Origin of the sequence: Actinosynnema pretiosum, assembly GCF_024171695.1 — a bacterium.
Taxonomy (GTDB): domain Bacteria; phylum Actinomycetota; class Actinomycetes; order Mycobacteriales; family Pseudonocardiaceae; genus Actinosynnema; species Actinosynnema pretiosum.
Window position 1 is genome coordinate 229,372 of record NZ_JAMTCF010000004.1, and the last position, 25,755, is coordinate 255,126.

25 protein-coding genes are annotated in these 25,755 nt (G+C 72.9%); 21 read left to right on the forward strand and 4 right to left on the reverse strand.

Annotation, left to right across the window (positions count from 1 at the left end; all coding sequences use genetic code 11):
* Positions 1–151 precede the first annotated feature (151 nt).
* Together LV78_RS10180 and LV78_RS10185 are read right to left on the reverse strand one after the other, a co-directional pair.
* The gene (locus tag LV78_RS10180; protein ID WP_253844609.1) at positions 152–592 is read right to left on the reverse strand and encodes a ferritin-like domain-containing protein; all 441 of its coding nucleotides are present in this window, start codon (positions 590–592) and stop codon (positions 152–154) included.
* Positions 589–1,026 (reverse strand): hypothetical protein, encoded by a 438-nt coding sequence (locus tag LV78_RS10185; protein ID WP_253844610.1) that lies wholly within the window; start codon positions 1,024–1,026, stop codon positions 589–591. Before LV78_RS10185 ends, LV78_RS10180 begins: the two co-directional genes overlap by 4 nt.
* A 155-nt stretch (positions 1,027–1,181) precedes the next feature.
* Here LV78_RS10185 and rimP point away from each other — a divergent pair, with 155 nt between their 5' ends.
* The 18 genes from rimP to LV78_RS10275 all read left to right on the forward strand — a co-directional run bounded on the left by rimP (position 1,182) and on the right by LV78_RS10275 (position 19,728).
* Positions 1,182–1,706 carry a ribosome maturation factor RimP gene (gene rimP / locus LV78_RS10190; RefSeq protein ID WP_015804532.1) on the forward strand — a complete coding sequence of 175 codons (525 nt, stop codon included), beginning with the start codon at positions 1,182–1,184 and terminating at the stop codon, positions 1,704–1,706.
* The gene (nusA, locus tag LV78_RS10195; protein WP_253844611.1) at positions 1,703–2,716 is read left to right on the forward strand and encodes a transcription termination factor NusA; all 1,014 of its coding nucleotides are present in this window, start codon (positions 1,703–1,705) and stop codon (positions 2,714–2,716) included. Before rimP ends, nusA begins: the two co-directional genes overlap by 4 nt.
* Before the next feature lie 127 nt (positions 2,717–2,843).
* On the forward strand, positions 2,844–3,110 hold the full coding sequence (locus LV78_RS10200; protein ID WP_253844929.1) for a YlxR family protein: 267 nt from the start codon (positions 2,844–2,846) through the stop codon (positions 3,108–3,110).
* 60 nt (positions 3,111–3,170) lie between these two features.
* A complete protein-coding gene (infB, locus tag LV78_RS10205) occupies positions 3,171–6,269 on the forward strand; it encodes a translation initiation factor IF-2 (RefSeq protein WP_253844612.1) in 3,099 nt (1,032 codons plus the stop codon).
* Positions 6,270–6,367: 98 nt separating this feature from the next.
* A complete protein-coding gene (locus LV78_RS10210) occupies positions 6,368–6,664 on the forward strand; it encodes a DUF503 domain-containing protein (RefSeq protein ID WP_015804529.1) in 297 nt (98 codons plus the stop codon).
* A gap of 19 nt (positions 6,665–6,683) precedes the next feature.
* Positions 6,684–7,133 (forward strand): 30S ribosome-binding factor RbfA, encoded by a 450-nt coding sequence (gene rbfA, locus LV78_RS10215; protein ID WP_015804528.1) that lies wholly within the window; start codon positions 6,684–6,686, stop codon positions 7,131–7,133.
* Positions 7,134–7,143: 10 nt separating this feature from the next.
* Entirely contained in the window at positions 7,144–8,151 is a 1,008-nt protein-coding gene (locus LV78_RS10220) for a DHH family phosphoesterase (protein WP_253844613.1), read from the forward strand.
* Positions 8,152–8,212: 61 nt separating this feature from the next.
* Positions 8,213–9,517: an MATE family efflux transporter gene (locus tag LV78_RS10225; RefSeq protein ID WP_253844614.1), complete on the forward strand. Its 1,305-nt coding sequence runs from the start codon at positions 8,213–8,215 to the stop codon at positions 9,515–9,517.
* A 91-nt stretch (positions 9,518–9,608) separates the two neighbouring features.
* On the forward strand, positions 9,609–10,928 hold the full coding sequence (locus LV78_RS10230; protein ID WP_253844615.1) for an MFS transporter: 1,320 nt from the start codon (positions 9,609–9,611) through the stop codon (positions 10,926–10,928).
* 70 nt (positions 10,929–10,998) lie between these two features.
* Positions 10,999–11,898 (forward strand): tRNA pseudouridine(55) synthase TruB, encoded by a 900-nt coding sequence (truB, locus tag LV78_RS10235; RefSeq protein WP_308208695.1) that lies wholly within the window; start codon positions 10,999–11,001, stop codon positions 11,896–11,898.
* A 365-nt stretch (positions 11,899–12,263) separates the two neighbouring features.
* A complete protein-coding gene (locus LV78_RS10240; RefSeq protein ID WP_253844616.1) occupies positions 12,264–13,196 on the forward strand; it encodes a bifunctional riboflavin kinase/FAD synthetase in 933 nt (310 codons plus the stop codon).
* Positions 13,197–13,296: 100 nt separating this feature from the next.
* Positions 13,297–13,776, forward strand: coding sequence for a helix-turn-helix domain-containing protein (locus LV78_RS10245; RefSeq protein ID WP_015804522.1), 480 nt, complete (start codon positions 13,297–13,299; stop codon positions 13,774–13,776).
* Entirely contained in the window at positions 13,773–14,234 is a 462-nt protein-coding gene (locus LV78_RS10250) for a 2'-5' RNA ligase family protein (RefSeq protein WP_015804521.1), read from the forward strand. Before LV78_RS10245 ends, LV78_RS10250 begins: the two co-directional genes overlap by 4 nt.
* A 125-nt stretch (positions 14,235–14,359) precedes the next feature.
* Entirely contained in the window at positions 14,360–14,629 is a 270-nt protein-coding gene (gene rpsO / locus LV78_RS10255; RefSeq protein ID WP_096498046.1) for a 30S ribosomal protein S15, read from the forward strand.
* A gap of 245 nt (positions 14,630–14,874) precedes the next feature.
* Positions 14,875–17,133, forward strand: a complete 2,259-nt coding sequence (locus LV78_RS10260) for a polyribonucleotide nucleotidyltransferase (RefSeq protein WP_253844617.1) — start codon at positions 14,875–14,877, stop codon at positions 17,131–17,133.
* Between the two features lie 65 nt (positions 17,134–17,198).
* Positions 17,199–18,515, forward strand: a complete 1,317-nt coding sequence (locus LV78_RS10265; protein ID WP_372494843.1) for a M16 family metallopeptidase — start codon at positions 17,199–17,201, stop codon at positions 18,513–18,515.
* Positions 18,512–19,279, forward strand: a complete 768-nt coding sequence (gene dapB, locus LV78_RS10270; RefSeq protein ID WP_301306227.1) for a 4-hydroxy-tetrahydrodipicolinate reductase — start codon at positions 18,512–18,514, stop codon at positions 19,277–19,279. Before LV78_RS10265 ends, dapB begins: the two co-directional genes overlap by 4 nt.
* A complete protein-coding gene (locus LV78_RS10275) occupies positions 19,276–19,728 on the forward strand; it encodes a DUF485 domain-containing protein (RefSeq protein ID WP_253844618.1) in 453 nt (150 codons plus the stop codon). The genes dapB and LV78_RS10275 overlap by 4 nt, the downstream gene beginning before the upstream one ends.
* 102 nt (positions 19,729–19,830) lie before the next feature.
* Here LV78_RS10275 and LV78_RS10280 read toward each other — a convergent pair whose 3' ends face one another.
* A complete protein-coding gene (locus tag LV78_RS10280) occupies positions 19,831–20,331 on the reverse strand; it encodes a hypothetical protein (RefSeq protein ID WP_253844619.1) in 501 nt (166 codons plus the stop codon).
* A gap of 10 nt (positions 20,332–20,341) precedes the next feature.
* A complete protein-coding gene (locus tag LV78_RS10285) occupies positions 20,342–20,908 on the reverse strand; it encodes a GNAT family N-acetyltransferase (RefSeq protein WP_253844620.1) in 567 nt (188 codons plus the stop codon).
* Between the two features lie 55 nt (positions 20,909–20,963).
* Between LV78_RS10285 and LV78_RS10290 the strand changes: the two genes are divergently transcribed.
* From LV78_RS10290 to LV78_RS10300, 3 genes are all read left to right on the forward strand, one after another.
* The gene (locus LV78_RS10290) at positions 20,964–22,184 is read left to right on the forward strand and encodes a winged helix-turn-helix domain-containing protein (protein ID WP_301306311.1); all 1,221 of its coding nucleotides are present in this window, start codon (positions 20,964–20,966) and stop codon (positions 22,182–22,184) included.
* Between the two features lie 75 nt (positions 22,185–22,259).
* Positions 22,260–23,258, forward strand: coding sequence for an aldo/keto reductase (locus tag LV78_RS10295; protein ID WP_253844622.1), 999 nt, complete (start codon positions 22,260–22,262; stop codon positions 23,256–23,258).
* A gap of 1,792 nt (positions 23,259–25,050) precedes the next feature.
* Positions 25,051–25,629 carry a TetR/AcrR family transcriptional regulator gene (locus LV78_RS10300; protein ID WP_253844623.1) on the forward strand — a complete coding sequence of 193 codons (579 nt, stop codon included), beginning with the start codon at positions 25,051–25,053 and terminating at the stop codon, positions 25,627–25,629.
* Positions 25,630–25,755 lie beyond the last annotated feature (126 nt).

The window sequence follows — 25,755 nt, forward strand, 5'->3', positions numbered from 1 at the left end:
GCGTCCCGCTGCACCGTCCCGCTGCCGTGTCCCACTGCGCGGGAGCCCGTCCCACGGACCGGGGTGGTCTCCGCCACGCGCCCGGCCCCGCCGCCCGGCCCCGCGAACCGGCCGGGGAACGCGAAGGGGGCGGGTCGCCCCGCCCCCTCGCCTACTCCGGCGCGCCCGGCAGCGCGATCGACACCGGCGACAACCCGGCCGCCCGCCGCCAGCGCGTGCCCCGCACCGCCGACTCGGTCAGCGCCGCCAGCGCCGTCGTCCGCAGCGCGTTGTCGTCGGTGCGCTCCAGCACCCCGCGCCACGCCGCGCAGCAGTCCGCCTCCACCGCCACCAGCGCCGCGATCGACGACGCCGCGTCCTGCACGCCCTCCGGCGGCAGGTACGCCGCCGCCGCGGGCTTCGGCTGCTGCCCCGCGTCCCGCAACCACCGCTCGGTGGTGTCCCGGCGCGCCCGGTGCGCGTTCGCGCCCTCGGCCACCGCCGTCTCCTGCGCCTTCGGCAGGAACGCGCTCACCAGCCCGTACGTCCACACCGCCGCGTGCTCCGCACCCAGCCCCACCTGCACCGCGTCCGCGCTCGCCTGGTCGCTCACCCCAACGCCTCCACCAAGCTCGCGCACCCCGCAGCGACCGCGCCGACCAGCCCGGCGCGGTGCGCGGGCAGCGACGGCAGCAGGTCCGCCGCCTGCTTCTGGGCCGCCTGCAGCGCGGCGGCCAACTGCTCCCTGGTCGCCCCGGCGGGCGCCTGCGGAGCGGACGAGGTCGTCGACGGAGCCGCCGACGACGAGGGCGTGCTCGGTGTCGCCCGCTCCACCTCGGCGCGCAACCGGGTGGCGTGCTCGGTCCGCGCGGCGGCGGTCTCCTGCGCGTCCACGGCTGTGGCCAGCGCGGCGTCCTTGAGGGCCGCGTCGGCCAGCGCGGCCAGCGGGTCGGGGGGCGGAGGGGCGGGCGGGGTCGAGGTGCACGCCACCACCAGCGGCGCCGAGGCCGCGGCGAGCAGCACGGCGCGCCTGCTGAGTCCGATCACGTCCGCCGATCCTGCCAGACCACCGCTCACCGCCCGTGGGGCGTGCGGACGGCCCAGGACAGGCTAGTCTGGGCGACCACGGCCGGCGAGTGCAGCGTCGACCGGGGTTGTCGTGCTCACAGCTCACCTGCACCCGGAAGACTGGGAGTCACCACGTGTCCAGCCCGCCGCGCGGAGAACTCGCCGCGCAGCTCACCCCCGTCGTGCGGGAGGCGGTCGAGGCCATCGGCTACGACCTGGAACTGCTCGACGTGAACCAGGCTGGGCGTCGCAGGCTCGTGAAGGTGGTCGTCGACGGCGACGAGGGCATCGGGCTGGACGAGGTGGCCCAGGCCAGCCGCGCCGTGTCCGCCGCGCTCGACGCCAACGAGCACCTCATCGCGGGTCCTTACACGCTTGAGGTCACCTCTCCCGGCGCCGACCGCCCCCTCACCCGGCCCCGCCACTGGCTGCGCGCCAGGCTGCGGCTGGTCAAGGTCAAGCAGCCCGAGCAGGTCGAGTGGTTCGGCCGAGTCGGCGACTGCGACGACACCGGTGTCGTGCTCCTGGTGAAGGGCGAGCTGCGCCGCGTCGAGTACAGCGCGATCGAGCGAGCCGTCGTCGAGGTCGAGTTCAAGCAACCCCCGGTCGAGGAGCTCGCGCTCCTGGGCGACCGGGGTTCGAAGGAGGAGTCGGAGTGAACGTCGACATCGCCGCTCTCAGGGCGATCGAGCGGGACAAGGACATCCCCTTCGACACCGTTCTGGAAGCCATCGAGACCGCGCTTCTGACCGCGTACAAGCACACCGACGGCCACCACCCGCACTCGCGGGTGGAGATCGACCGGAAGTCCGGCGCCGTGCGCGTGCTCGCGCAGGACCTGGGCCCGGACGGCGCGGTCACCGAGGAGTGGGACGACACGCCCGAGGGGTTCGGCCGGATCGCCGCGACCACGGCGCGCCAGGTCATCCTGCAGCGCCTGCGCGACGCCGAGCACGAGCGCACCTTCGGCGAGTTCTCCGCCAAGGAGGGCGAGATCATCGGCGGCGTCGTCCAGCGCGACGCCCGCGCCAACGCGCGCGGCATGGTCGTCGTGCAGGTCGGCGACACCGAGGGCGTGCTGCCGCCCGCCGAGCAGGTGCCCGGCGAGGAGTACAAGCACGGCGCCCGCATCAAGTGCTACGTCGTCGGCGTGTCGCGCAGCGCGCGCGGCCCGCAGATCACCCTGTCCCGCACCCACCCGAACCTCGTGCGCAGGCTCTTCGCGCTGGAGGTCCCGGAGATCGCGGACGGCACCGTGGAGATCCCCGCGGTGGCGCGTGAGGCAGGTCACCGCTCGAAGATCGCGGTGCGCACGACGGTGTCCGGCGTGAACGCCAAGGGCGCCTGCATCGGCCCGATGGGCGCGCGCGTGCGCAACGTCATGAGCGAGCTCGCGGGCGAGAAGATCGATATCATCGACCACTCGGACGACCCGGCGACCTTCGTCGGGAACGCGCTCTCACCTGCGAAGGTCGTCTCGGTGCGGGTCCTCGACGAGCGGGCCAAGACCGCCCGCGTCGTGGTGCCCGACTTCCAGCTCTCCCTCGCCATCGGCAAGGAGGGGCAGAACGCCCGGTTGGCCGCCAGGCTGACCGGGTGGCGCATCGACATCCGGAGCGACGCGGAGGCTGTTCAGAACGACTCCGCGGCATCCGGTTCGGCTGAATGACAATCAGGGGATAGACTAGCCAGTGGTTCGACGTCAGGGACCGGTGAACGAGCACGACGGCCCAGTCCGCACATGTGTAGGATGCCGTGCTCGGACGTCGTATTCCGAGCTGCTGCGCGTGGTCGCCGTGGCCGGGGCTCTCGCCCCGGACCCACGTCGGAGGCTGCCGGGGCGGGGGGCGTGGTTGCACCCCGATCCGAACTGCCTCCGCACCGCCGAGAAGCGTCGAGCGTTTCCCAGGGCCTTGAAGGTCACGGGCGAGCTCGACACCGAGGGCGTTCGCGCACACTTGGAGCAGTTCGGACAGTACGGCCGCGGGATCGCCTCGCGGCCGGCAGCAAGTCAAGGAAGCAGGTCGACCCGTCATGAGTCAGCCGTGAAGCTGAAGACATGAACGCGCGACGTTGAGACGAGGTCGACGGGCTGCCGCCGGCCTCATCAGCAGAGGAGTGCAGTGGCAGGCAAGGCCCGCGTGCACGAGCTCGCCAAAGAGCTCGGTGTCACGAGCAAGGAACTGATGACCACGCTCGCCAGTCAGGGCGAGTACGTGAAGTCCGCGTCCAGCACCGTCGAGGCGCCGGTGGCGCGACGACTGCGCGACGCGCACGCCAAGGGCGAGGGCAAGAAGCCGTCTTCCGGCGCCCGTCCCTCGGCTCCCAAGCCGCAGGCCCCGTCCGCCCCCCAGGGCGGCTCCGAGGCCCCGCGTCCCTCGATGCCCATGGGCAAGCCCGGTCCGCGCCCCGTGCCCGGCCCGCGCCCCCAGGCGCCCAAGCCGCAGACCCCGAAGCCCGCTGCGGCCGAACCGGCCCCGCAGGCCCCGGCGGCTCCCGCCGCCCCGGCCGCGCAGGCCCCCTCGGCTCCGGCCGCCCCGGCCCAGCAGGCCCCCAAGGCCCCGTCGGCTCCGGCCGCCGAGCGCCCGCAGGGTCCGCGCCCGTCCGGCCCGCGCCCCGGCCCCAGGCCCGGCCCGCGCCAGCAGCCCCAGCAGCAGCAGCCCGCGGCTGCCGCTGACAGCCCCTCGGTGGTCCCGCCGCGTCCCCAGGCCCCCAAGCCTCAGGGTCCGCGCGGTCCCCGTCCCGGCAACAACCCGTTCGGCGTCGGCGGCGGCGCCCCGGCTCCCCGCCCGCAGGCCCCGCGCCCGCAGGGCGGTCCCGGTGGCGGCGAGCGCGGCGACCGCGGCGATCGCGGCACCAAGCCCGGTGACCCGCGTCCCGGCGGCCCGCGTCCGGCCGGTCCCCGTCCCGGCGGTTCCGCCGGTTCCGGCGGCCCGCGCCCGAACCCCGGCAACATGCCTCCCCGCCCGAACCCCGGCATGATGCCGGGCCGGTCGGCCGCGCCCCGCCCCGGTGGCGGCGGCGGTGGTCGTCCCGGCGGCGGTCCCGGTGGCGGCGGTCGCGGCCCCGGTGGCGGCGGCGGTGGCTTCCGCGGTGGCGGCGGCGGTGGCGGTGGCTTCCGCGGCGGCCCCGGTGGCGGTGGCGGCGGTGGCGGCTTCCGCCCCGGCGGCGGCGGTCCCGGTGGTGGCGGCGGCGGTGGCGGCTTCCGCCCCGGCGGTGGCGGTGGCGCCCCGGCCGGTGGTGGCGGTGGCGGCTTCCGCGGTCGTCCCGGTGGCGGTGGCCCCGGTGGTCGCGGTGGCACGGCGGGCGCCTTCGGCCGTCCCGGCGGTCCGGCGCGTCGTGGGCGCAAGTCCAAGCGCCAGAAGCGCCAGGAGTACATGGACAACATGCAGGCGCCTTCGGTTGGTGGCGTCCGCCTGCCCAAGGGCAGCGGCGAGACCATCCGGCTGCCTCGTGGCGCCTCGCTGACCGACTTCGCCGACAAGATCAACGCCAACCCGGCCTCGCTGGTGCAGGTGCTGTTCCACCTCGGCGAGATGGTCACCGCGACGCAGTCCGTCTCCGACGAGATCCTGGAGCTGCTCGGCTCCGAGATGAACTACGTCGTGCAGGTCGTGTCCCCCGAGGAGGAGGACCGCGAGCTGCTCGAGACGTTCGACATCACCTACGGCGAGGACGCCGGCGGCGAGGACGACCTGGCCATCAGGCCCCCGGTCGTCACCGTCATGGGTCACGTCGACCACGGCAAGACCCGCCTGCTCGACACCATCCGCAAGACCAAGGTCGCGGAGGGTGAAGCGGGCGGTATCACGCAGCACATCGGCGCGTACCAGGTGGAGACCGAGCTGGAGGGCAACCCCCGACTCATCACCTTCATCGACACGCCGGGTCACGAGGCGTTCACCGCCATGCGTGCCCGTGGCGCGAACTCCACCGACATCGCGGTCATCGTGGTGGCGGCGGACGACGGCGTCATGCCGCAGACGGTCGAGGCGATCAACCACGCGCAGGCGGCGAACGCCCCGATCGTGGTCGCGGTCAACAAGATCGACAAGGAGGGGGCCAACCCCGCCAAGATCCGCCAGCAGCTCACCGAGTACGGGCTGGTCGCCGAGGAGTACGGCGGCGACACCATGTTCGTCGACATCTCGGCGAAGCAGGGCGTCAACATCGACGGCCTGCTGGAGGCGATCCTGCTGACCGCGGACGCCTCGCTGGACCTGCGCGCCAACCCCGGCATGGAGGCCCAGGGCGTCGCGATCGAGGCGCACCTGGACCGCGGTCGCGGTCCGGTCGCCACGGTGCTGGTGCAGCGCGGCACGCTGCGGGTCGGCGACTCGATCGTCGCCGGCGACGCGTACGGCCGCGTCCGCCGCATGGTGGACGAGCACGGCGACGACGTCACCGAGGCGTACCCGTCGCGGCCGGTGCTGGTCATCGGTCTGACCTCGGTCCCGAGGGCGGGTGACACCTTCCTCGTGGTCGAGGAGGACCGGGTCGCCAGGCAGATCGCCGAGCGCCGCCAGGCCCGCACGCGGAACGCGCTCAACGCGGCCCGCCGCAAGCGCGTCAGCCTGGAGGACCTGGACGCCGCGCTGAAGGAGACCAGCCAGCTCACGCTGATCATCAAGGGTGACAACTCCGGTACCGTCGAGGCACTGGAAGACGCCCTGATGAAGATCGAGGTCGGCGACGACGTCGAGCTGCGGGTCATCCACCGAGGCGTCGGTGGCATCACCGAGGGCGACATCAACCTCGCCGTCGCGGGTTCCGCCATCGTCCTGGGCTTCAACGTCCGGGCCGAGGGCAAGGCCACCGAGCTGGCCAACCGCGAGGGCGTCGACGTCCGCTACTACACGGTGATCTACCAGGCGATCGACGAGATCGAGCAGGCCCTCAAGGGCATGCTCAAGCCGGAGTACGAAGAGGTCCAGCTGGGCCGCGCGGAGGTCCGCGAGGTCTTCAAGTCCTCCAAGGTCGGCACGATCGCCGGTTGCCTCGTCCTCTCGGGCGAGATCCGCCGCAACGCCCGTGCCCGCCTGCTGCGCGACAACAACGTCATCCAGGAGAGCCTGCCGATCAGCTCGCTGCGGCGGTTCAAAGACGACGCGACCGAGGTCCGCGAGGGCTACGAGTGCGGTCTGACGCTCGGCAACTACGGCGATCTGAAGATCGGCGACGTGATCGAGACGTTCGAGATGCGCGAGAAGCCGCGCGCCTGATCGATCCGGGACACGGGGCCGCCCTGGTGGTGGCCCCGTGTCCCGTTCAGCCAGTCCCATAGCGCACCCGCCGCAGTGGATAAACAGCGGTCTGACACTTGTACGTAGGAGCACTCGAGCTCGACCTGCTGCTGGGCGACGTGCACTCGCTCAAGCAGAAGCGATCCGTGGTTCGGCCCGTCGTGGCCGAGCTGAAGCGCAAGTTCGAGGTGTCCGCCTCCGAGGCGGGCCACCTCGACCTGCACCGGCGCGCTCTGATCGGAGTGGCGGTCGTCGCCGCCGACGCGGAGCATGTCAGGGATGTCCTCGCCGCCTGCGAGCGGCTCGTCGCGGGACGCCCCGAACTGGAACTGCTCTCCGCCCGCCACAGGCTGGTCGGGCCGGAGGACGTGTAGCGGAAGAGGAGGGAGCGCCGTGGCCGACCAGGCACGGGCTCGCAAGCTGGCCAAGCGGATCTCGCAGATCGTCGCGTCCGCGCTGGAGCACCAGGTCAAGGACCCCAGGCTGGCCAGGGTCACGATCACCGACACGAAGGTGACCGGCGACCTGCACGACGCGACGGTGTACTACACGGTGCTGGGCGAGAAGCTCGACTCCGAGCCCGACCTCGCGGGCGCCGCAGCGGCCCTGGAGAAGGCCAAGGGCGTGCTGCGCAGCATGGTCGGCCAGCAGACCGGGGTGCGGTTCACGCCGACCCTGACCTTCGTCACCGACACCGTGCCCGACGAGGCGCGGAAGATGGACGAACTGCTGGCCAAGGCCCGCGAGCTGGACGCCGAGGTGGCGCGAATCGCCTCCGACGCGAAGCCCGCGGGCGAAGCCGATCCGTACAAGGCCGCGCGTGAGGTCGAGGAGTCCGACTAGCGTTCTGGTCGTGGATGACCTGAACGCGGCCGTCGCCGCAGCCGCACGCGTGCTGGAGCGGGCCCGAGACGTCACGCTGCTCGGGCACGTCAACCCGGACGCCGACGCGCTGGGCAGCGCCCTGGCCCTCGGCCTGGCGCTGCACCGGCGCGGCGCGACCGTCAGGGTGTCCTTCTCCGAACCCGCCGAGGTGCCCCGCTCGTTGGCAGGGCTGGACGTGGCGGGCCTGCTGGTGCCGCCGTCGCAGGTGCCCGAGCGCCCCGAGGTGCTCGTGGCCCTGGACAGCGGCAGCGTGGGCAGGCTCGGCCACCTCGGCGACCGCGTCACCACCGCCGAGCACGTCGTGGTCATCGACCACCACGTGTCCAACCCCGGCTACGGCACGATCAACGTCATCGACGACCGCGCCGAGGCCACCGCCGTGGTGGTGCTGCGCGTGCTCGACGAGCTGGGCGTGGAGCTGGACGAGCCGGTGGCCCGCTGCGTCTACGCGGGCCTGGTCACCGACACCCGCTCGTTCCGGCACGCCACCGAGTCCACCCACCTGGTGGCCGCGCGGCTGATCGCGACCGGCGTGGACGGCGAGGCGCTCGCCCGCTCCCTGATGGACTCGCACCCGTTCGGCTACCTGGCGATGCTCGCCGGGGTGCTCGGGCGGGCCCGGCTGGAGCCGACGGCCGCCGGGGGGCTTGGCCTGGTGCACGCGGTGGTGACCCTGGAGGACGCGGCCGGGCTGCGCTCCGAGGAGGTCGAGAGCGTCGTGGACCTGGTGCGCACCACCACCGAGGCCGAGGTCGCCGCCGTGCTCAAGGAGCTGCGGCCGGACCGCTGGTCGGGGTCGCTGCGCGCGGTGAGCCGGGTGGACGTGCGCGAGGTCGCGCAGCTGCTCGGCGGGGGAGGGCACCGGCTGGCCGCCGGGTTCACCGCCACCGGGCGCGCCGAGGACGTGCTGGAGCGGCTGCGGCAGGCGCTGGACACCGTGGTGGGCGCGGCGGGCGAGCCGCGCGACCTCCGGTAAGGACCGTCCGGAATCCACCTCCCCCTGTGCTTGGCTGATCCCGGTCGAGCATGGGGGTGCAGTGGTGGTCGAACGGGTTCCGGCGCGCAGGGTGGTCGGGCTGGCCGCGCCCGCGCTGGTGGTGCTGGCGGCGGAGCCGCTCTACGTCCTGGTGGACACGGCCGTCGTCGGCCACCTGGGCGCGCTGCCGCTGGCAGGCCTGGCGCTGGGCGGCGTCCTGTTCACCCAGGTCGCCACGCAGCTGACGTTCCTGTCCTACGGCACCACCGCCCGCACCGCCCGGCTGTTCGGCGCCGGTCGCCGCGCGGAGGCGGTGGCCGAGGGCGTGCAGGCGACCTGGCTGGCGCTGGCCGTGGGCGCGCTGGTGATCGTGCTGGGGCAGCTGCTCGCCGGGCCCGCCGCGCGCCTGCTGGTCGGCGACGAGGTCGTCGCGGCCGAGGCGGTGTCGTGGCTGCGGATCGCCCTCTTCGGCGCGCCGATGGTGCTCGTGACGATGGCGGGCAACGGCTGGATGCGCGGGGTCCAGGACACCCGCAGGCCGCTGCGGTACGTGCTGTTCGGCAACGCGGTGTCGGCGGTGCTGTGCCCGCTGCTGGTGCACACCGCCGGGTGGGGCCTTGAGGGTTCGGCGGTGGCCAACGTGGTCGCCCAGCTGCTGTCCGCCGGGCTGTTCCTGCGCGCGCTGGCGGTGGAGGGGGTGCCGCTGCGCCCGGTGCCCGCGCTGATGCGCGCCCAGCTCGGCATGGGCCGCGACCTGGTGCTGCGCAGCCTGGCGTTCCAGGCGTGCTTCCTGTCGGCGGCGTCGGTGGCCGCCCGCACCTCGGTCGCCGCCGTCGGCGCGCACCAGGTGGTGCTCCAGCTGTGGACGTTCCTGGCGCTCGTGCTGGACTCGCTGGCCATCGCCGCCCAGTCGATCGTGGGCGCGTTCCTCGGCGCGGACCGGCGCGAGGACGCGAAGGGCTTCGCGCGGCAGGTCACCGGGTACGGGCTGGTGTTCGGCGCGTGCCTGGGGGTGCTGTTCGCCGCGCTGTCCGGGGTGATCCCCGGCCTGTTCACCGGGGACGCGGGCGTGCTGGGGGAGATCCCGAACGCCTGGTGGTTCTTCGTCGCGCTCCAGCCGGTCGCCGGGGTGGTGTTCGCGCTCGACGGGGTGCTGCTGGGCGCGGGCGACGCGGCGTTCCTGCGCACCGCGACGCTGCTGTCGGCCGCCGCCGGGTTCCTGCCGCTGATCTGGCTGAGCCTGGCCTTCGGGTGGGGCCTCTCGGGGATCTGGACGGGGCTGTCCGCGTTCATGGCGCTACGCCTGGTGGCGGTGGTGCTGCGGACCCGCTCCGGCAGGTGGGCGGTTCCCGGCGCGGCCATGTGACGAGCGTTGCCCGGCGGAATTGTTAACGGTAAACAATGGTTGTCGATGGAAGGAGTGTCGACATCCGTCCCGCCCGAGGAGTTGTGAGGTCTTGCCGGTCGATCGCGCCACGCGCCACGCGTGGCTGATCTGGTCCACCGCCGTCGTCGTCTACGTCGCGGCCCTGTTCCACCGCACCTCGCTGGGCGTCGCCAGCCTGGAGGCGGGGGAGCGGTTCGCCGTCGGGTCCACCGCGCTCGGCGCGTTCACCGTGCTGCAGATCGGCCTGTACGCGGCCATGCAGATCCCCACCGGCCTGCTGGTCGACCGGTTCGGGCCGCGCCGGGTGCTGGTCGCCGCCGCGCTCGTCATGGGCCTCGGCCAGTCCCTGTTCGCCCTCGCGCACTCCTACCCGCTCGGCCTCGCCGCGCGCGCCGTGCTCGGCATCGGCGACGCCATGACCTGGGTGAGCGTGCTGCGCCTGGCCGCCGCGCACTTCCCGCCGCGCCGGTTCACCGTGGTGATGTCGCTGTCCTCGGCGCTCGGCGCGATCGGCAACCTGGCGGCCACCGTGCCGCTGACCCTCATGCTCGACGGCATCGGCTGGACGACCACGTTCCTGGTCGCGGGCGCGGTCACCGCCGGTTACGCGGCCGTGGTGGCGCTGAAGGTGCGGGAGACCCCGGAGGGCGTGGCGCAGCCGGAACCGGAGCGGGTGCGGCTGCGCGTGGTCGGGCGCAAGGTCGCCGAGGCCTGGCGCGTGCCCGGCACCCGGCTCGGCTTCTGGGTCCACTTCACCACCATGTCCACCCCCATGCTGCTGAGCCTGCTGTGGGGCTACCCGTACCTGGTCGAGGCGCAGGGGATGCCCGCGGCGAGCGCGTCGGCCGTGCTGAGCGTGATGGTCGTGGTCGGCCTGGTCTCGGGGCCGGTGCTCGGCGGGGTGATCGCCCGCAACCCGGAGTGGCGGATGCCGCTCGTCGGCGGGTACCTGGCCGTCGCGCTGGGCGCCTGGGCGGTGCTGCTCGGCTGGCCGGGCGGGGTGCTGCCGCAGCCGCTGCTCCCCGTCGCGTTCGGCCTGCTCGCGCTGGGCGGTCCCGCGTCGAGCGTGGCGTTCGCGCTGGTCAGGGACTACAACCCGCTGCACCGGGTGAGCACCGCGACCGGCGTCGCGAACGTCGGCGGGTTCGCCGCGATCACGGTCATGGCCCTGGTCATCGGCGTGCTGCTGGACGCGATGTCGTCCCTGCCGCCCGCCCAGGCCTACCGGGTGGCGCTGCTGCCCGCCGCCGCCGTGCTGGTGCTCGGCACCTGGCGCACGGTCGTGTGGTGGCGCCGGGCCCGCGCCGCCGTGTTCGCCGCCGAGGACCGGGGCGAGGAGGTGCCCGTGCAGATCCGCAGGGGCCGCTTCGACATGCGCCTGGCCGCCTGATCACCCGTTCGAGGGCCCGTCCCGCACACCGGCGGGGCGGGCGCGCGGGCGGCAAATAGGATGTCCCGCCGTGTCCGCATCTCCCCGCCCCGCTGTTCCGCCCGGCCTCGTCGTCGTCGACAAGCCCGACGGCATGACCTCCCACGACGTGGTCGCCAAGGTGCGCCGCATCCTCGGCACCCGCAAGGTCGGCCACGCGGGCACGCTCGACCCGATGGCCACCGGCGTGCTCGTCCTCGGCGTCGAGCGCGCCACCAAGCTGCTCGGGCACCTCGCGCTCGACAGCAAGGCCTACCTGTCCACCATCCGCCTCGGCGCCTCCACCACCACCGACGACGCCGAGGGCGAGGTGCTGTCCACGGCGGACTCCACCTCCGTGCCCGAGGACGCGATCCGCGCGGGCGTCGCCAAGCTCACCGGCGCCATCCAGCAGGTGCCCAGCGCCGTCAGCGCCGTGAAGGTCGACGGCAAGCGCGCCTACGCCCGCGTCCGCGCGGGCGAGGAGGTCGAGCTGCCGCCGCGCCCGGTCACCGTGCACCGGTTCGACGTGCTGTCGATCCGCCGCGAGGCCGACGCGACCGAGCTGGACGTCATGGTCGAGTGCTCCTCCGGCACGTACGTGCGCGCGCTGGCCCGCGACCTGGGCGCCGACCTCGGCGTCGGCGGCCACCTGGCCGCGCTGCGCCGCACCAGGGTCGGCCCGTTCGACCTGCGGGTGGCCAGGACGCTGGAGCAGCTCGCCGACGCGCCCGGCCTGTCGCTGGACCTGGACGCCTCGGTGTCGGCGGCGTTCCCGCGCCGCGAGATCACCCCCAGCGAGGTCGTCGCCCTGTCGCACGGCCAGCGCCTGCGCGCGGGCGGGCTGGAGGGCACCTACGGCGTGTTCGGCCCGGACGGCCACGCGGTGGCGCTGGCGAAGGACGAGGGCGAGCTGGCCAAGCCGGTCGTCGTGCTCACGCCCGCGGGCTGACCGCCGCACCGTCCTCGGTGGACCGGCCGGAGCGCCCTGCCGGTCCACCTCCGGGGGTCCCGCGCCCGGACCGCTGCGCGCGGTCACCGCGGTTCCCGTTGTCCGGCAACACCCGCCCCGCGCAGGTGACCCCGCTCGGGTGATCCGCGCCCCGCACCGCCGGGCATGACGCGCGTCACCCCGCACCCGGCGCGCCCCGAGCCCGAAGAGCGCCCGCGCCCCGACCGCTCACCATGATCACCCGCGCTGACGTGCGCGTCCGCGAGCCGCGCGCCCCGCCGACGCTCCCGTTCGGACCTCCGGTGATCACCGGACGGGGGACAGCGCGCGCGGCGCGCGCCACCGCTGCCCGTAGGCTGCTCCCCGTGCAGCGGTGGCGAGGACTGGACCAGATCCCCGGAGGGTGGGGGCGCTGCGTGCTGACCGTCGGCTCGTTCGACGGCGTGCACCGCGGCCACCAGGCCCTCATCCGGCGCGCGGTGGAGACGGCGGCCGAGCGCGGCCTGCCGTCGGTCGTCATGACCTTCGACCCGCACCCGGCCGAGGTCGTGCGGCCGGGCAGCCACCCGGCCAAGCTCACCGACCTGCGCAGGCGCGCCGAGCTCGTGGAGGCGCTGGGCGTCGACGTCTTCTGCGTCGTGCCCTTCACCCCCGAGCTGTCCAGGATGCCCGCCGACGAGTTCGTCCACGAGGTCCTCGTCGACCGGCTGCACGTGGCAGCGGTCGTCGTGGGCCGCAACTTCACCTTCGGCAGCAGGGCGGCGGGCAACGTCGGGCTGCTGCGGGAGCTGGGGCAGAGGTTCGGTTTCGTGACCGAGGGAGCGGATCTGTTGTCCGACGACGGGGTTACCTACTCCTCCACCTACACCAGGGCGTGCATCGACGCGGGCGACGTGGCAGCCGCCGCGACCGCGCTCGGCAGGCCGCACCGCCTGGAGGGCGTCGTGGTGCGCGGTGACGGCCGGGGGCGCGACCTCGGCTTCCCCACCGCGAACATGTCGCTGCCCGAGTCCGCCGCGGTGCCCGCCGACGGCGTGTACGCCTGCTGGTTCGTCCGCGACGGGCACCCGACGATGCGCGCGGCCGTGTCCGTGGGCACCAACCCCACCTTCTCCGGCAAGGAGCGCCGGGTCGAGGCGTACGTGCTCGACTTCGACGACGACCTGTACGGCCAGACCGTGGCGCTCGACTTCGTCGCCCGGCTGCGCGGGATGGTGAAGTTCGACGGCGTCGAGGCGCTCGTCGAGCAGATGCACCGGGACGTGGCGGACGCGCGCGTCCAGCTCCCGGACGCCTGATCGACATCTGACCAGGTCAGCGGAACCGGTCTCGTCCGGGTCGCGGGTTTGGCAGGATACGTTCACGACATCGGGTGGTACCGGGAGGGCGAGAGCGAACGTGGAGGACCACAAGATCGTCCAGCGCAACCTCGCTCTGCAGCGGGAGTGGTACGGGGAGCCCCTCGGTGACCGGGTGCGCAGGCTGGTGGTGGCCTTCAACGTCTCCCAGGCTCAGCTCGCCGAGGTGCTGGGGATCAGCGCGCCGATGCTCAGCCAGGTGATGAGCGGTCGGCGCGCGAAGATCGGCAACCCGGCCGTGCTCGCCCGGATGATCATGCTGGAGCGCAAGGTCCTCACCCCGGACGTGGCCACCGGCGCGCCCGAGGCGCTCCAGCGCGCGCTGGACGAGGTGCGCGACTCCAAGCCGACGGTGAGCCGCGACTCGCTGCCGGTCAACGGGGCCGACGACGAGACGGCGCTGCTGCCGTACCTGCGCCGGATCGCCGACCGCCGCGAGCTGTTCCAGGCGGCCGACGTGCTGGGCGAGGACTTCCCGGCGCTGGCGGACCTGCTGCGCAGGGCGGGCCGGGCCCGTTGAGGCTGTTCACCGCCCTGTTCCCGCCGCCCGAGGCGGTGGCGGAGCTGGAGCGGGCGCTGGCCGAGGTGCGGCCCGGCTACCCGGAGCTGCGCTGGTCCCCGTCCGAGCGGTGGCACATCACGCTGTGCTTCCACGGCGAGGCGGACCCGGCGGGCAAGCTTGACCCGTTCGAGGGAATGTCCGCGCCGTCGGTGCGGTTCAGCGGGTGCGGGCACTTCCCCGGCGTGCTGTGGATCGGCGTCGAGGGCGCGGTGGAGCCGCTTGCCAAGGCGGCGGGCGCGCTCCCGGACTGGCAGGCGCACGTCACGGTCGCGCGGTCGCGGCGCGCCAAGCGGTTCCCGAGGCTGGACTTCACCGGCGCGGAGTGGACCGCGAGCGAGGTCGCGCTGGTCCGGAGCGAGCTGGGAGTGGGCTACACCGTTCTCGAACGGGTGCAATTGGCCACGCCTTCGGCTTAGTGGCCACAACTGCTGGTAACCTATCACGTTGGGTCTGGCTGCGGTCCGTGGCGGCCAGTACCGCCTACCCCGCTCAGCCGGGGCTCCACGGCACCGATTTCCAGGCGATAGAGGAGCATCACGAAGTGGCACTGACCACCGAGCAGAAGAAGACCATCCTCACCGAGTACGGCGTCCACGACACGGACACCGGTTCGGCCGAGGCGCAGGTCGCGCTGCTCAGCAAGCGCATCTCCGACCTGACCGAGCACCTGAAGAAGCACAAGCACGACCACCACTCGCGTCGTGGTCTGCTGCTGCTGGTCGGCCGTCGCCGCCGCCTGCTCGACTACCTGAAGAAGTCGGACATCGCGCGCTACCGGACGCTGATCCAGCGCCTCGGCCTGCGCAGGTGATCCGCGCCGAAGGGGAGTGACCGGGCCGGTCACTCCCCTTCGGCGTAGTTTGAACAAGACAACAGAGCACACGCTGTAGACAACGTGGGGACGCACGCACGCGCACGGGACGACTGTTCGCCGGTCCTCGGTAGTGGCCCCCTGGGAGCAGGAAGCGACCAGGGGACTTCGATCGAAGACCGGCCTCGTCCGAACCGCGATCCCGCGCCACAGGGCGCTGCGACCCGCAGACGAGGAGTTCGCATATGACGGACATCGAGGTCCACGAGACTTCAGCCGTGATCGACAACGGTCGGTTCGGCACCCGCACCATCCGGTTCGAGACCGGCCACCTGGCCCGCCAGGCGGCTGGCAGCGTCGTCGCGTACCTGGACGACGAGACCATGCTGCTCTCGGCGACCACCGCCTCCAAGGCGCCGAAGGAGCACTTCGACTTCTTCCCGCTGACGGTGGACGTCGAGGAGCGCATGTACGCCGCGGGTCGCATCCCCGGCTCGTTCTTCCGCCGCGAGGGCCGCCCGTCCACGGACGCGATCCTGACCTGCCGTCTGATCGACCGCCCGCTGCGCCCGTCCTTCGTGGACGGCCTGCGCAACGAGATCCAGGTCGTCATCACGGTGATGAGCCTGAACCCGGCCGACCTGTACGACGTCGTGGCGATCAACGCCGCGTCCGCGTCGACGCAGCTCGCGGGCCTGCCGTTCTCCGGCCCCATCGGCGGCGTCCGCGTGGCGCTGATCGAGGGCCAGTGGGTCGCGTTCCCGACCCACGAGCAGCTGGAGAAGGCCGTCTTCGACATGGTCGTCGCCGGCCGCGTCGTCGGTGACGACGTCGCGATCATGATGGTCGAGGCCGAGGCCACCGAGAAGGTCATCGACCTGATCGGCGAGGGCGCCCAGGCCCCGACCGAGGAGGTCGTGGCCGCCGGTCTCGAGGCCTCCAAGCCGTTCATCAAGGTGCTGTGCGAGGCGCAGGCCCAGCTCGCGCAGGTCGCCGCCAAGGCGACCGGCGAGTTCCCGACCTTCCCGGCCTACCAGGCCGACGCGTTCGAGGCCGTCGAGGCCGCGGGCGCGGGCGACCTGGCCCAGGCGCTGACCATCGCGGGCAAGCAGGAGCGCGAGGGTCGCATCGACGAGGTCAAGGCGTCGGTGCTGGAGAAGCTGGCCGCGCAGTTCGAGGGCCGCGAGAAGGAGGTCGGCGCCGCGTTCCGCTCGCTGACCAAGAAGCTCGTGCGCCAGCGCATCCTGCGCGACAAGGTCCGCATCGACGGCCGCGGCCTGACCGACATCCGGTCGCTCGGCGCCGAGGTCGCGATCATCCCCAGGACGCACGGCTCGGCCCTGTTCGAGCGCGGCGAGACCCAGATCCTGGGCGTCACCACGCTGAACATGCTCCGCATGGAGCAGCAGATCGACTCGCTCTCCCCGGAGACGCACAAGCGGTACCTGCACCACTACAACTTCCCGCCCTACTCCACCGGTGAGACCGGTCGGGTCGGCTCGCCCAAGCGCCGCGAGATCGGCCACGGCGCGCTGGCGGAGCGGGCGCTGATGCCGGTGCTGCCCAAGCGCGACGAGTTCCCGTACGCGATCCGCCAGGTCTCCGAGGCGCTGGGGTCCAACGGCTCCACGTCCATGGGCTCGGTCTGCGCGTCCACGATGTCGCTGCTCAACGCGGGCGTCCCGCTGAAGGCGCCGGTGTCGGGCATCGCCATGGGCCTGGTCTCCGACGAGGTCGACGGCAAGACCGAGTACGTCGCGCTGACCGACATCCTCGGCGCCGAGGACGCGTTCGGCGACATGGACTTCAAGGTCGCGGGCACCAAGCAGTTCGTGACCGCGCTCCAGCTCGACACCAAGCTCGACGGCATCCCGTCCGAGGTCCTGGCGTCGGCGCTGTCCCAGGCCCGCGACGCGCGCCTGGCGATCCTGGAGGTCATGGCCGAGGCCATCGACGTCCCGGACGAGATGAGCCCGTTCGCGCCGCGCGTCACGTCGGTCAAGATCCCGACCGACAAGATCGGCGAGGTCATCGGGCCCAAGGGCAAGATGATCAACTCGATCACCGAGCAGACCGGCGCCGACATCTCCATCGAGGACGACGGCACGATCTACGTCGGTGCGGCGGACGGCCCGTCCGCAGAGGCCGCCATCGGCCTGATCAACGCCATCGCGAACCCGCAGCTGCCGAAGGTCGGCGAGCGCTTCCTGGGCACCGTGGTCAAGACCGCGGCGTTCGGCGCGTTCGTCTCCCTGCTGCCGGGCAAGGACGGCCTGATCCACATCTCCAAGCTGGGCAACGGCAAGCGCATCGGCAAGGTCGAGGACGTCGTCAAGGTCGGCGACAAGCTCCGCGTCGAGATCGCGGACATCGACCAGCGCGGCAAGATCAGCCTGGTGCTGGTGGCCGAGGAGGAGGGCGCCGACAAGGCCGCCGCCGACGCCCCGACCGCGGAGACCGCGGCGGCGGAGACGGTGGAGTCCTCGGAGTCTTCGGACCAGTGACCGAGCGCGTCATCAGGACGGCCGCGGGCGCCTCTGGCGACCGCGGCCGTCCGCTTGGGCGGGGTGTGACCGAGCTGCTGGAGGAGAGCCCGTCGGGCGTGGTGGTGCGGCGCACCCTGCTCCCGTCCGGGCTGAGGGTGATCACCGAGCACATCCCCGGCGCGCGCTCGGCCGCCGTGGGGCTCTGGGTGCAGGTCGGCTCGCGCGACGAGGCCCCCGAGGTCGCGGGCGCGGCGCACTACCTGGAGCACCTGCTGTTCAAGGGGACCGCGCGGCGCACGGCGGCGGCCATCGCCGAGGAGATCGACGCCGTCGGCGGCGAGCTGAACGCGTTCACCGCCAAGGAGCACACCTGCTACTACGCGCACGTCCTGGACTCCGACCTGCCGCTGGCGGTCGACCTGGTGTGCGACGTGGTCTTCGACGCGCTGTGCGAGCCGCGCGACTTCGAGACCGAGCGCGGTGTGGTCCTGGAGGAGATCGCCATGCGCGACGACGACCCCGAGGACCTGCTGCACGACGCGTTCCTCGAAGCCCTCATGGGCGGCCACGAGCTCGGCCGCTCCGTGCTGGGCAGCGAGCAGTCCATCACGGACATGGACCGCGACGCGCTGTACGCGTTCTACCGGGGCAACTACTCGCTGCCCAGCATGGTGCTCTCGGCGGCGGGCAACGTCGACCACGAGCGGGTGCTGGAGCTGGCCCGCGAGCGGGTCGGCGAGCGGCTGCTGGACGTGCCCGGCACGCCCGCGCCCCCGCGCGGCGGCGAGGTGCGCGTCGACCCGGTCGACCGGCTGGTGCTGCACAGCGACGACACCGAGCAGGCGCACCTCATGCTGGGCGTGCGGGCGCTCGACCGGCACGACGAGCGGCGGTTCGCGCTCAACGTGCTGAACGCGGCGCTCGGCGGCGGCATGAGCTCGCGGCTGTTCCAGGAGGTCAGGGAGCGGCGCGGGCTGGCGTACCAGGTGTACTCGTCCGTCGGGTCCTACGCGGACACCGGCACGTGGTCGGTCTACGCGGGCTGCCAGCCCGACCGGCTCGGCGACGTGGCGGGCGTGATCCGGGACGTGCTGGCCGAGGTCGTGGCGAACGGGCTCACCGACGCCGAGATCGCCAGGGCCAAGGGGCAGCTGCGCGGGGCGATGGTGCTGGGGCTGGAGGACACCGGCTCCCGGATGTCCCGCGTCGGCAAGGGCGAGCTGAACTACGGCGACTACCTGTCCGTCGAGCAGACCCTGGAGCGGGTCGACGCGGTGACCTCGGCCGAGGTCGCGGAGCTGGCCGCCGAGCTGCTGCGACGCCCCGTCGCCGCCGCCGTGGTCGGTCCCTACGATTCGATCGAGGACTTGCCGCACCAGGTGCACGAGGTGATCTCTTGAGTCAGCGTTCTGCCGCCGACCCCATCAGGGTCGGCGTGATCGGGGCACGGGGCCGGATGGGCGGCGAGGTCGTCAAGGCCGTCGGCGCGGCGGACGACCTGGTCGTCGCGGCCGAGCTCGGCCCGGACGACCCGCTGTCCGCGCTCACCGACGCCGGGGTCGAGGTCGCGGTCGACTTCACCCACCCCGACGCGGTCATGGCGAACGTCCGGTTCTGCGTCGAGAACGGCGTCCACGCCGTCGTCGGCACCTCCGGGCTCGACCCGACCAGGCTCGCCGAGATCGCCGGGTGGCTCGGCGACGAGCCGCGCACCGGCGTGCTGTTCGCGCCGAACTTCGCGATCGGCGCGGTGCTGACCATGCGGTTCGCCGAGCTGGCCGCGAAGTACTACGACTCGGCCGAGGTCATCGAGCTGCACCACCCGCGCAAGGCCGACGCGCCGTCGGGCACGGCCGCGCACACCGCGCAGCTCATCGCGCGGGCGCGCGAGGCCGCCGGGGTCGGCGCGATGCCCGACGCCACCACCCAGGAGCTGGACGGGGCGCGCGGGGCGCAGGTCGACGGGGTGCGGGTGCACTCGCTGCGGATCGCCGGGATGATCGCCCACCAGGAGGTCGTGTTCGGCACCGAGGGCGAGACGCTGACCCTGCGGCACGACTCGCTGCACCGGTCCTCGTTCATGCCGGGCGTCCTGCTGGGCGTGCGGTCGGTGTTCGACCACCCCGGCCTGTCGGTCGGACTCGACAAGTACCTGGACCTGTGAAGGCCCGCACCGCGGCGATGATCGCCATCGCCGCGCTGGTGGTCTACTTCGTCCTGCTGGGCGGGCGCGCGATCGCGCTGCTGGGCAGCGGCGAGCCGGTCGGGATCGCGCTCGGCGTCGGCGTGCTGATCATGCCGGTGATCGGGGTCTGGGTGGTGTGGTCGAACCTGAGGTTCGGGTTCGCCACCGAGGCGATGGCGCGGGAGCTGGACGAGGAGGGCGCGCTGCCCGACCTGTCCGAGCTGCCCCGGATGCCGTCCGGGCGGGTCGAGCGGGAGGCCGCCGACGAGTGGTTCGACCGGCGGAAGGCCGACGTCGAGGCCGCGCCGGAGGACTGGCGGCGGTGGTTCCTGCTGGCCCAGGCCTACGACCTGGCCGGTGACCGGGGGCGGGCGCGCGACACCATGCGCACGGCCATCGGGCTGTACCAGGACGTCACCACGAAGTAGTTCGCGCTCGTGCCCCGATCGGGTCGATCCTGACCCGGTCGGGGCTTCGCGCTGTCACGGGCCGGTGCAGCGGTGGCTCGACGGCGGCCCGTCAGCGGCGGCTCAGTGGTGCAGGAAGCCCGCGAGGGCGGCGGGGGAGGCGGCCAGCACGCTGAACCGCACGAACCGGCCGACCACGCCCGTGGCCAGGAACAGCGCGGTGGACATGCCTGCCAGCCCGGCGAGGACCGTGCTGAACATGAACGGCGGCAGCCCGAACAGCGAGCTGACCGCGTGCGTGCCGAACATCCAGCGCGGGTGCCGGTGGCAGCGCGCCCGCACCGCCTCCAACCGCGCCCGCCACCTCACCCGCCACGGCTTCACCGGCCGGTCGGGGCGCTCGGCGGGCTTGAGGAACGCGGGCAGGTGCAGCGAGCCCCTGGCGGCCAGGAAGTACACCAGCTTGCCCAGCACCTGACCGGGTGCGACGGCCAGGGCGATCCACCACCACGAGATGTCCGGCTGCTGCGTCACCAGCCCGATGACGAACAGCTCGACGCTGATCAGCGGCATCAGCGCGGAACCGACCGCGACGCCGAAAGTCAGCAGCAACCACCCCAGCACCACGCCCAGACTACAGACCGGTAACGACTTCCTCGTCCAGGTTTGGCGAGCCGGACAGCCGCAGCTCCCTGACCGGGCGGCCGGAGGCGTCCAAGGTGCGCACCGTGCCGTCCGCGCCCCAGCCGCGCTTGGCGTAGAACGAGACCAGGGGCAGGTTCGCCTCGGGGACCCAGGCGACGCCCCTGGTCGCGCCGTCCGCGACCAGCAGCTCGCACGCGCGGGCCAGCAGCCTGCCGCCGTGCCCGCGCCGCCCCCAGCGGGGCTCGACCAGCAGCGCCGACACCAGCGCCGTGGTGGCCGCGTCGTCCGGGACGACGCCCTCCGCGCTCGCCAGCTCCTCCGGCGGGGCCAGGCCGACCGCGCAGAACCCGACGAGCCAGTCGCCCTCCACCGCCACCAGCACCTGGCCCCGGTCCACCGCCTCGGCCCAGACCGCGGCGGTCTCGGCGACGTCGATGCCGTCCAGCACCTCGGCGGGGAGGATCTTGGCGAACCCGGTCCGCCAGGTGTCGCGGTGGACGCGGGCGATCTCCGGCACGTCGTCGGTCGTCGCGGGGCGCACCGCTGCTTCGGCCATGCCGGGCACCCTAGTGATCAGCCCGCAGGTCGATTTGTCGGCCCCCGCCGGCACGATGCGCCGGGTGCAGACGATGAGCGCGGACACCGCACGCCTGACCGCACTGGCGGCGCAGGGCTTCGCCGACCCCCGACCGGCGGCGCCCACGCGCAGGCACCTGCAGCGGGTGCTCGGCCGGACCAAGCTGCTCCAGCTCGACTCGGTCAACGTGGCGGTGCGGGCGCACTACATGCCCGTGTTCAGCAGGTTGGGGGATTACCCGGTCGGGTTGCTCGACGACGCGGCGTGGGCGCCCAGCGCGCGCAAGCCCCGGCTGCTGGTCGAGGCGTGGGCGCACGAGGCCAGCCTGGTCCCGGTGGAGGACTGGCCGCTGGTGCACTCCGGCGCGAAGAAGAGGGGGTGGTGGGCCAGGTACGACAAGCTCGTCGAGGACTCGCCCGAGCTGGTGGCGGACATCCTGGCGGTGATCGCCGAGTCGGGGCCGATCGGGGCCGGGGCGGTCGAGCGGGCGCTGGTCGGGCCGGAGAAGCGGCAGCGCGGGCCGTGGTGGGACCGGTCCGAGGTGAAGTGGATGTGCGAGTACCTGTTCGCGATGGGGCGGCTGGCCACGGGGACCCGGCGCGGGTTCGAGCGGCTGTACGACCTGACCGAGCGGGTGGTGCCCGCCGAGGTGCTCGGGCGTCAGGTCGGGCCCGAGGAGGGGGCGCGCGGGCTGGTGGCGCGGGCCGCGAGCGCGCTGGGCGTGGGGACCGAGACCGAGCTCCGGGACTACTACCGGCTGCCGCCCGCGCGCAGCAGGCAGGCGGTGGCCGAGCTGGTCGAGGCGGGGGAGCTGGAGCCGGTGGCGGTGGAGGGCTGGGCGGCGCCCGCGTACCGGCACGTGGGCGCGGTGACGCCCAGGAAGGTGGCGGGTCGGGCGCTGCTGTGCCCGTTCGACCCGCTGGTGTGGGAGCGGGCGCGCACCGAGCGGATCTTCGGGTTCCGGTACCGCATCGAGATCTACGTGCCGGAGGCGAAGCGGGTGCACGGGTACTACGTGTTCCCGTTCCTGCTGGACGGGCGGCTGGTCGCGCGGGTCGACCTGAAGGCGGACCGGGCGGCGGGGGTGCTGCTGGTGCAGGGCTCGTACGCGGAGCCGGGGGTGGAGCGCGGGCGGGTGGCCGTGGAGCTGGCGGCGGAGCTGAGGTGCATGGCGGGGTGGCTCGGGTTGTCCGGCGTACGGGTGGGGGAGCGCGGCGACCTGGCCGCTGAGCTGGGAGTTCTCGCCGCCTCGTAACCCCGTGGAGTGAAACCAAAAAAAGTGGGCTGACAGATGTTGAAATCTGTCAGCCCACTACCCCATACTCTCCCCATGACCCCTTCACGCAAGCTGGGCAGCACCGGACCGTCCACGTACCCGCTGGGCCTGGGCTGCATGGGCATGTCCGACATGTACGGCCCGCCGGACGAGCGCGAGGGCGTGGCCACCATCCACGCCGCGCTCGACGCGGGCGTGACCCTGCTGGACACCGGCGACTTCTACGGCATGGGCGCGAACGAGCTGCTGATCCGCGACGCGCTGCGCGGAAGGCGCCGCGAGGACGTGCTGCTGAGCGTCAAGTTCGGCGCCTTCCGCGACCCGGACGGCGGCTGGCACGGCAACGACGGCAGGCCGGAGGCCGTGGCGAACTACCTGGCGTACAGCCTCCAGCGCCTGGGCGTGGACCACATCGACGTCTACCGCCCGGCCCGGCTCGACCCGAACGTGCCGATCGAGGAGACCGTGGGCGCCGTCGCGGAGGAGGTCCGCAAGGGCAGGGTGCGCCACATCGGCCTGTCCGAGGTGGGCGCGGAAACCCTCCGCAAGGCCCACGCCGTCCACCCGATCGTGGACCTCCAGATCGAGTACTCCCTGCTGTCCAGGGGCCCGGAGGCGGAGATCCTGCCCACGGCCAGGGAGCTGGGCATCGGCGTCACCGCGTACGGCGTCCTGGGCAGGGGCCTCCTGTCCGGCCACTGGAACCCCACCCGCGAAACGACCCAGGCCGACTTCCGCACCCACAGCCCCCGCTTCCAGGGCGACAACCTGGCGAAGAACCTGGCCCTGGTGGAGGCCCTGCGCGCGGTGGCCGAGTCTAAGGGCGCCACCGTGGCCCAGTTGGCGATCGCCTGGACCCTGTCCAGGGGCGAGGACGTGATCCCCCTGGTGGGAGCCCGCACCCGAACCCGCCTGGCCGAGGCCCTGGCCGCGCCGGACGTCCACCTGACGGAGGCGGACCTGGCCGAGATCGAGTCGGCGGTCCCGCCGCAGGAGGTGGCGGGCGCCCGCTACCCGGAACAGATGCTGGCCCACATGGACAGCGAACGCTGACCGTAGTCCCATGCGCGGGCCTGGCCACGCCCCCTGGGGGTGCTACCGCTGAGGTGCCGGTGGGCGGCTCTTGAAAGCGACCGCAGATTCCACATTGGTGGGGTCTCTCAGCCAAGTGGACTGCTCATACCGCCACAACAGGTGAGGTGGTCACAAGCAAGGTGTCTGGTCGGTGCTCCAGCCGTGTTCACAGTGGGCGCAGGCCAGTGCGGCGGTGACGATGAGGGTGGGTTTGCGGTGCTTGCGGTGGCACGGGCGCAATGCGTTCCACCGTCCGACCAACAACGTGAACCCGCGTTCGCCCTGCCCACGCAGGCGGCGTAGGAGCAGGTCGTGGATTTCTGGCACACGCTCAACTCGGGTTCGGCCTAGCACCTGCGTGGGGTGCGATTCGGGGTGATCACCCCCGTGCCCGGCATTGAAATATCCCTGTTCGGCAAAGGTGGGCAGGTCGAGCCCGGCAGCCACTCGGGCCAGGGCCAGGCAGGTGGCGTCGGTCGACAGCCGGGTCGTGCACCTGCCCCGGCTCCACGGGACCGACCTGGATCGGTAAGCCGCCGGGGTTGGTGACTGCGGTGATCACGCCGCCGTGGCATCGGGTCTTACCTGAATACCAGGCGTCGATGACCTGCTTGTGCCGGTTCATGCCGGTCTCGCCGTGGCGGTGGTCGCTGCGGAACAGCGTCCCGTTCAAGGCCACGTGCGCGGCGCTGTGCGCCTTCACCCGAACGAGGGGCGCGGCCAGTTCGGGGTCCCAGTCCGCCGGACGGCGAGAACTCGCGGGGGAGCGGTAGGCGGTGGCGCGCGAGACGTGGTGGTCGCGGGTCAGTCGGGCGGGGTTGGTGTGGTCGAGTGGCCACCGCAGACCAACACGGCTTGGCCGAGCAGATCAGGGCACGGCTTTCCGTATCACGCCTGGTCAGCTACCCGCCTGGCAGACCGCCTCGATCTCACCGAGTTCCCGGTGGTGGTGAGGACCGCCGGGAACCCGTACGTCCTGCCCACGGCCCACCACCTACCGGACCGGGTCGTCAAGGTCCTGCTGATCTCGGGCAACGGCGCACCTGCGCTCAGCCCGCGTGTGACACCGACCTCTTGGAGAGCTCCACGTCCAACCTGCACCAGTTGATCGCGGAGAGGGTGGTGGTCGCGATCCGCCAAGCCACCACCACGACCTGACCTCATAACCCCGCTCACCCCACCACTCGCAAACGCCTGCCCACCGCCGACTGCCGTGCCGTCACCGATTGCCACCCCACCGCAGACGGTCGCCCCACCCCCAATTGCCGCCCGTGGTGCGGCGGCTGACAGTGGCCCGGCAGCTGGCAGCCACCGCCGACGGTCACCCCAGCGCCGATTGCCGTCCCCCTGCCGATTGCCGCCCCCACCGACTTTCGCCCCACTACCGACTGTCGTCCCCTTCGACTGTCGTCCTGCCCCTACGGTCGTCCCGCTCCGACTGCCGTGCCGCCGCCAGTCCGCCGCGCCGAGCCTTCGAGCGCCAACGACTTGCTCCTCGTGGCGCTGAAAAACCGGTCGGGCGGCGTCGAGATGCCTGTTCACCGTGCTCGTGCGGCCGATGCCGGGGTGCCTGTTCATCGTGCTCGCGCGGCCGGTGTCGGGACGCTGTCGGGGATATCTCCGGTGCGGGTCCCGCCAGTGGTGGGGCGCGTCCGGCTCGGTGTGGGGCCGGTGTGATCGCGTGCGTCTGGTTTGGTGAAGCCAGGTGCGGCGGGGCATGGTTCACGCACGGGGTTGTGCGCAGGAGGAGGCTGGTGTGGCGGAAGGCGCGTTGACCGCGGAGTTGATCCTCGGCACCACCGAGGACGTGCTGCGGCGCTACGGTCCGGCCAAGGCGACCGTGGTGGACGTTGCCAGGGCGCTGGGCGTGAGCCACGGCAGCGTGTACCGCCACTTCCCGACCAAGGCCGCGCTGCGGGAGGCGGTGGCGCGCCGGTGGTTGGAGCGCTGGCACGAGGGTCTGGCCGACGTCGCCCACACCGACGCGCCTGCCGAGCAGCGGCTGCGGGACTGGCTCTCGACGCTGTTCGAGATCAAGCGCCAGAAGGTCCGCGAGGACCCCGAGCTGTTCGACACCTTCGCCACCCTCATGCGGGAGAACCTCGCGGTGGTCGACGACCACGTGACCGGCCTGGAGAGCGACCTGGCAAAGATCATCGCCGACGGCATCGAGTCCGGCGACTTCGCCCCGCGCGACTCCAAGGTGGCGGCGCGGGCGGTCTTCGACGCCACCAACCGCTTCCACGACCCGATCTACGCCGCCGACTGGAAAGCCCCGACCATCGACGTGGCCTTCACCGCAGTGGTGTCACTGGTGGTGTCAGGCCTAAGCGTCCCGGACCACCCCTGACCCCGATCCCGGCCCCGCTTCCGATCCCAGGTCTGACCCGGCCCCTGCTTAGTCCGGCGCGGCGCAGCCCGGCTCGGCGCGGCCCAGCCCTGGCCCGGACCGGCTCGCTCCGGCACCAGCTCGCCC

What these genes read in the sequence shown, in the direction of transcription:
- LV78_RS10295 (WP_253844622.1), top strand. Translation starts at nt 22,260, where the DNA reads ATGACCCCTTCACGCAAGCTGGGCAGCACCGGACCGTCCACGTACCCG.
- LV78_RS10260 (WP_253844617.1), top strand. Translation starts at nt 14,875, where the DNA reads ATGACGGACATCGAGGTCCACGAGACTTCAGCCGTGATCGACAACGGT.
- LV78_RS10285 (WP_253844620.1), bottom strand. Translation starts at nt 20,908, where the DNA reads ATGGCCGAAGCAGCGGTGCGCCCCGCGACGACCGACGACGTGCCGGAG.
- LV78_RS10290 (WP_301306311.1), top strand. Translation starts at nt 20,964, where the DNA reads ATGCGCCGGGTGCAGACGATGAGCGCGGACACCGCACGCCTGACCGCA.